Source organism: Sneathiella sp., assembly GCF_036960985.1.
Taxonomy (GTDB): Bacteria; Pseudomonadota; Alphaproteobacteria; order Sneathiellales; family Sneathiellaceae; genus Sneathiella.
Genome location: NZ_JBALWD010000025.1, coordinates 55,208 through 61,207, shown reverse-complemented (window position 1 = coordinate 61,207; position 6,000 = coordinate 55,208). Strand labels below are relative to the sequence as shown.

At 48.3% G+C, this 6,000-nt stretch carries 7 protein-coding genes and 3 tRNA genes; 5 read left to right on the top strand and 5 right to left on the bottom strand.

The genetic code is table 11. The features are described from left to right. From V7723_RS14085 to V7723_RS14075, 3 genes are all read right to left on the bottom strand, one after another. Positions 1–340 (bottom strand): GTP-binding protein (locus tag V7723_RS14085; protein WP_335685122.1); only part of this gene is annotated, 340 nt, incomplete at its 3' end. A gap of 105 nt (positions 341–445) precedes the next feature. Beyond that, positions 446–519: transfer RNA gene (locus V7723_RS14080), tRNA-Gly, on the bottom strand. Positions 520–588: 69 nt separating this feature from the next. Then, positions 589–673 (bottom strand) — tRNA-Tyr (locus V7723_RS14075). A 167-nt stretch (positions 674–840) separates the two neighbouring features. On the opposite strand from V7723_RS14075, the gene rlmB reads away from it, so the two are divergent. The 3 genes from rlmB (at position 841) to V7723_RS14060 (ending at position 2,424) form a co-directional block, all read left to right on the top strand. Then, positions 841–1,680 carry a 23S rRNA (guanosine(2251)-2'-O)-methyltransferase RlmB gene (gene rlmB / locus V7723_RS14070; protein WP_335685121.1) on the top strand — a complete coding sequence of 280 codons (840 nt, stop codon included), beginning with the start codon at positions 841–843 and terminating at the stop codon, positions 1,678–1,680. A gap of 169 nt (positions 1,681–1,849) precedes the next feature. After that, positions 1,850–1,925: transfer RNA gene (locus tag V7723_RS14065), tRNA-Thr, on the top strand. 337 nt (positions 1,926–2,262) lie between these two features. Beyond that, positions 2,263–2,424, top strand: a complete 162-nt coding sequence (locus V7723_RS14060; protein ID WP_335685120.1) for a hypothetical protein — start codon at positions 2,263–2,265, stop codon at positions 2,422–2,424. A 203-nt stretch (positions 2,425–2,627) separates the two neighbouring features. Here the strand turns inward: V7723_RS14060 and V7723_RS14055 are convergent, their stop codons facing one another. Together V7723_RS14055 and V7723_RS14050 are read right to left on the bottom strand one after the other, a co-directional pair. Then, a complete protein-coding gene (locus tag V7723_RS14055) occupies positions 2,628–3,767 on the bottom strand; it encodes an aromatic ring-hydroxylating oxygenase subunit alpha (protein WP_335685119.1) in 1,140 nt (379 codons plus the stop codon). Further along, entirely contained in the window at positions 3,767–4,351 is a 585-nt protein-coding gene (locus tag V7723_RS14050) for a TetR/AcrR family transcriptional regulator (protein ID WP_335685118.1), read from the bottom strand. Before V7723_RS14050 ends, V7723_RS14055 begins: the two co-directional genes overlap by 1 nt. 86 nt (positions 4,352–4,437) lie before the next feature. On the opposite strand from V7723_RS14050, the gene V7723_RS14045 reads away from it, so the two are divergent. Both V7723_RS14045 and V7723_RS14040 read left to right on the top strand, forming a co-directional pair. After that, complete coding sequence (locus V7723_RS14045; protein ID WP_335685123.1) at positions 4,438–5,337, top strand: sterol desaturase family protein; 900 nt, start codon at positions 4,438–4,440, stop codon at positions 5,335–5,337. A gap of 14 nt (positions 5,338–5,351) precedes the next feature. Continuing rightward, the gene (locus V7723_RS14040) at positions 5,352–5,837 is read left to right on the top strand and encodes a DUF2141 domain-containing protein (protein WP_335685117.1); all 486 of its coding nucleotides are present in this window, start codon (positions 5,352–5,354) and stop codon (positions 5,835–5,837) included. Positions 5,838–6,000 lie beyond the last annotated feature (163 nt).

The window sequence follows — 6,000 nt, the reverse complement described above, 5'->3', positions numbered from 1 at the left end:
GCATTGGGCCGTCCGCTGCGGACACAACCAAAATAGCGCCATCCATCTGAGCCGCGCCCGTGATCATGTTCTTCACATAATCCGCATGGCCTGGGCAATCAACATGGGCGTAATGACGCGCCGCTGTTTCATATTCAACATGTGCTGTCGAAATCGTAATACCACGCGCCTTCTCTTCCGGCGCCTTGTCAATTTCGTCAAATGCAAATGCTGCACCGCCACTCGCTTCCGCTAGAACCTTCGTAATCGCCGCCGTCAGCGTCGTCTTACCATGGTCAACGTGACCAATCGTTCCAATGTTACAATGCGGTTTACTACGATCAAATTTCTCTTTGGCCATTTTCCGTTGTCCTGAAGCAAAAATTACACAGCCTAAAGATACCGAAAACATGTTCTTCGATATCCACATAAACATGGCCCTTTATTTAAAGCGCTGGCCAGCGCTTGGAGCGGGTGAAGGGAATCGAACCCTCGTCATAAGCTTGGAAGGCTTCTGCTCTACCATTGAGCTACACCCGCCTATACCGTCTCTTTCCTTACCAACGTCAAACACCAGCTCCATGGCGGTTAACATTGCCTGCATGCGAATGGTGGAGGGAGTTGGATTTGAACCAACGTAGGCATAGCCAACGGATTTACAGTCCGTCCCTTTTAACCACTCAGGCACCCCTCCTCACATGCAATTACCCGTCGACATTCCCGAGGGTGTCCGGCACTATCGAAAATTCCGGCATAAAGTCAACCGAAAAAGAGCAAATCCCGAAGAATTCGCATATTTTTTTTTAGCCTTTTCAAAAAGCCAACTTGTTGTAGATCCCGAAGCACCATATAAGCGAAGCCATGTCCATACACAAGTCCTCAAAAGGCCGTAAGAAGAATTCTTCTGAAAGCCGCAGAAACCCAAGCTCTTCACGCCCGGCCCCGCGACGGACTGGTAAATCCAATGACGCCGACGAGGGCTGGTTTTACGGTGACCATGCTGTCTTCGCGGCATTGGTCAATCCGCACCGGAAACTCAAGCGCCTTTTAATTACTAAATCGAAAATCGCCGGCCTCGACTCGGATAGAAGAATTCTCGTCGAAGCGACCGGACAATTTGAAATTGTCGATAAGGACGTTATTAGCGCTGTTCTACTTGAAAATGCCGTGCATCAGGGAATTGCTCTCCTTCCCTACCCGCTTGCAGATTTGACTATCGATGACCTATCAAATATCGAAAGTCAATCATTGGAAACAGTCGCCGTATTGGATCAGGTAACAGACCCCCATAACGTTGGCGCCATATTGCGCTCGGCTGCCGCCTTCAATGTGACAGCCGTTATCGTCCCCGATCGTCATTCACCGCCGACCACAGGTGTTTTAGCACGCGCCGCTTCTGGTGCCGTCGAAACAGTCCCAATAATTCGCGTTGGCAATCTATCACGTGCCTTGGATCAGCTAGCCGACAAAGGCTTTTGGCGAATCGGATTGGATGGGTACGCAGACATGCTTCTAGAGACTGTCAGCTGCGATTTAAAGAAGGTTGCCATCGTTCTCGGCTCCGAAGGAAAGGGTCTCCGCCAATTGACGTCCCAGAAATGCGACATGCTGGCAAAACTACCAATTAGCCCAGGTATCGAAAGCCTCAATGTTTCAAATGCCGCAGCAATCGCTTTTTATGAACTCGCCCGACCTCGGTAGAACCGAGAAAACCTAAATATCGTATGTCTGTCGCCGTTAAAACCACAACAAAACTCTCGAAAATAAAACTCGGCATTTTCCGGCGAAAAACGCTGGACAGAACAAAAACCGCAAGATATAAGCTGCCCGCAGAACAATGATGGTCTAACAACCGTCGTTATTTTTATATGCCGCTATAGCTCAGTTGGTAGAGCAGTTGATTTGTAATCATCAGGTCCCGAGTTCGATTCTTGGTGGCGGCACCATTTTCCCCAATTAAAACAATATATTAGCCCATACGGGCAGACAAGAAAAACTCCGCCGAAACGGGTTTGGTACCAATTTATACCAGTTTTATACCTAGATATTTGCTCAGACCAGATCCATCGCCGGAGATTTCTCGACCCTTGCAGATCAAATATAATGCCATCTGGCCATCTCAGAGCCGATAGCGTGACCCATAATCCGTTGTAGGACAGGCTCAGAGATATGTTTGCTGGCTACCGATGCAAAAACCTTCCGCACAATGGCCGGGATAAGATGATCACCCGTTCATTTTGCAATAGCGGCATTGCTACAATGAATTTGCTCAGAACGTTCAAAATGGAGAACGTTCAATTTGATCAGGAAATGAGGGGTAAAATGACTGAAGGTGGTGACCTATGCTGCGGGATTTGGATCAAGGCGATGGCTGCGAGTGAGCTTGAGCCTGACGATGCCGACAGGTTCGACTATGAAGGTCAGTGCATCGCTGTCTATAACTAAGCAAGGAGGCTTAACAAGCTTTAACCCATTGATTAATAAAGAGGTGGCTATTTGCGGCGGTTTCTCCCTCTCTCTCCGCCACTTTGTTGCTTTGGGTTATCTTCGTTGGAGGCTACTTTTAAACAAATAGCGGACCTTATATTCAACGAATACAGATGTCTGCTTTTGACCCAAAGGAGACATTCACCGTTCAGGGATACGCCCTATGTGTTCGACAACAATGTCTCATGAAACCATTCGATCGGGTCTTCTGCGCCAGCCCCCTTAGCCAAGGGACCATGCTCGTATGCGCTAGATTCCATCCCGCGCTGAAGTTTTTCGCATATCCAGACATCCTCAGTTTGAAAGTCACCGCATTCTAATGGATGTTTGGTCCAGTTATCCGAAGAAATAATTCCTGTGTCTCCGTTGAAGCCTTGAATATACTTACGCTCGTCTTTAGATTGCCATGGACCAACCCAATTACGTACTGTCATGCGGCATCGGCCTGGCGCGGATGGATGCAACATAGAAATAGATAGTCCATACGGTGTCGGAACAATCAGAGTTAACGGGAAAAGGTAATATACGCCGCCATATCCTGGCGTTTTGGCGCTTTCAATTGTCCCGGAAGTTCCGGCCTCGTTGCGGGCTGTCATCGGCAAGCGATGTCGCGCGCCGTCTTCCGTTGCATACCAAATGAGATGATCTCCTGCTCGTTCCCAAATATTGTGTTCCGGCAGTGGCCCTCCGAGCGTATTTTTATGAAGATAGGCGAGATGATAGCCGTCTAGTGCATTCTCGACGAATATTTTCCAGTCGCATTTAAGATCATAGATGAGAGGAACGGATTCTTTCACGTCCGATGCAAACAGATCATGGGGCCATTCCTTGCCCAACAGTGGTTCTATCCATTTGTCGAAATCAGCGTCCGGATTCGGATTAATAAATATAAGATCTTTATAGATGCCGATGGCAGCGGGCTTCAACCCCATGGCATTCAGGTCAATATCAGGAAAGCAAATTGATCTTTTTGGCAGTCCACGCAATGCGCCATCAAGGCCATAAGTCCATCGATGGTACGGGCAGACAATGGCTCCGCTTACATTGCCTTTCTCTTCATCCAGCAATTCAGTACCTCTATGGCGGCATAAATTGTGAAAGGCCTTGAGCTCGTCATCATTTCCCGCAATTACCATCATCGAAGAGGTGCCGGATCGCACCGTTTGGTAGTCACCACTTGTCCCGAAATCGCCGGAAACGCCAATAAATGCCCAGGCATTGTCAAATATCGTTTTACGCTCATGCTCAAACCATTCCTGCGTGACGTAGGATTCTCTTGGTAGCCTGGTATTTCTGGGCATCAATTTGCCTCTAATGTGTCTAGAAGGAGGAGCGCGGCTTGCTTTGATTCCTTTGCAAGAGCCTTTACGTTGCCGAGCGGGTAAAGGGCCTCAGCATTAAAATAGATCCCCGTCACCCCGAGTGCGACTGCTGATACTTTCTCTGCATTCGCCTCCGGATATTCTTCGATGATTACCTGGTTTAGGACAGCGACGAAGGCGTGCATCCATCCACGCATCTTCCGGGCAAGTGCCTTGTTTGTCGACGCCGCTGCGACCAATGCGTTGGCAACAAGAACCAATTGTGCGTCAGAAGATGATGGATCAAACAACCAATCGCACAAAGTTCGAGTGCGGTTATGCTTTGGAAGCGCAGAAACCATACCTTCTGTGACATGGCGGCTGTTTTCAAGAAACTGCTCCAGCAAGGCATCCAGTAAATCTGTGCGGTTACCGACATTGTGCCGAATGAGTGCACGGGCCAATCCGGCCTGTTTTGCCGTCTTCTCTAAAGTCGCTCCTTCAACTCCATACCTGGCAACACATGTTGCAAATGCATCGAGTATCTGTTTTCGACGTTCGTCTTTGACAGTGGGTCGGGCCATGGTGTCTTCTTAGTTGTTTATCAAACTTGACAATCAATATAGTTGCTGCCATTTAATTATCAATAGTGATAATGAAAGTGAACGCGATGGATGCTCTTTTTTCTCCGATCAGCGAGACCAACCTGGAATGGCTGGAGGTCTTCATTGACGACTGGTTCTTTGTTTTCGCGTTGGTATTTCTGGCTTTCGAGTTCATCCGCTACGCGATTTACCGGAAGCTCAGTTGGACCCTGATAGGTGATACGGTCACGAATTACATTACGCTCGCATTCTTTATTGGATTGACGTTTTTGTTGCTGGGAACATTCTACGTCGGTGCGTATTATTACGCTTTTCAGTTCGCGGTCTTCGACATTGAGATCAACTGGGTGACGGTTCTGATCTGCGTTGTGCTGGCGGATTTGACTTACTACTGGGAGCACCGATTTATGCACCGGGTGAATTTTGCATGGGCGACCCACACCGTCCATCACTCTTCGCCTTTCTTCAATATTTCAGTCGCGTACCGCTTTGGCCCGATGGATTTCGTCTGGCCCGTATTCTTCCACCTGCCGCTGGTGGTTCTGGGTTTCAATCCGATTGTCGTGTTGTTCGCGGAGATGGTGGTACAGGTCTACCAGACCATATTGCACACAGAAGTTATTCGAAAATTGCCGCGGCCCATCGAGGCTATTATGAACACACCCTCTCATCACCGGGTGCATCACGGCTCCAACCGCAAATATCTCGATAAAAATTACGCGGGTATCTTCATAATTTGGGACCGGATGTTCGGGACCTTTGCCGAGGAAAAGGAAGAGGTTGTCTATGGCTTAGTGACGCCGATTAATTCCATCAATCCACTGGTTGCCTTTTTCCACGGTTTCTACCGATTGGGCAAAGGCGTATGGGAAATGAACGGATTCAAAAACAAACTTGGCGTAGTATTTGGTCCTCCGGGCTGGAAGCCTAGCGCGGCAAAATCTAAGAGCGTTTCAGCGGAATAAGCCGGGAGAGCAGAATGCCAAACACTAAGCAAAGATTTTTGGGAGTCGTTGCGACAATAGCAATCACGATTGGCGGGGCTTGGATGGCAAGTCAGATTCCATCTTCCGCGGCTGGCATAACAGTGGTTCCCAAACGCGTATCGAACGCCGGACTGAACATTCAAGTCAACAATGTCCGCAACACCAGGGAGAAAATTGTTGTGATCGTATTCGATAATAAGGCCGCTTATCAGAGCTTTGATGTTGAAAGGGCAGTTGGCTATCTCGAAATCGATCCGAAAATTGGTGGGCAGGCATCATTTCCTAATCTAACTCAGGGCCCCTACGTCGTTTTCCTTTTCCATGATGAAAATGGCAACCGTGACCTCGACATAAATGATGATACGCCGATAGAAGGATTTGCGACGTCCGGCGCAACCGATCCATATGAAACGCCTTCATTTGAAAAGGCATCGGTTTATCCCGGCGTTAATTCCCTCCAGATGAAATATCTCGAGTGAGATTTGAAGATTATCGCATCAGCAACTTCTGCTTTTGGCACTTTTAAGACTTCGAAAGTACCGGGATTGAATGTCTGTCAATAACCCATAAGCGACTTCACCCCTCCAACGCTAGTTTAGCTGATATCAGAAGAAAGATTGCATTGGGACATCTCGCTCTTCA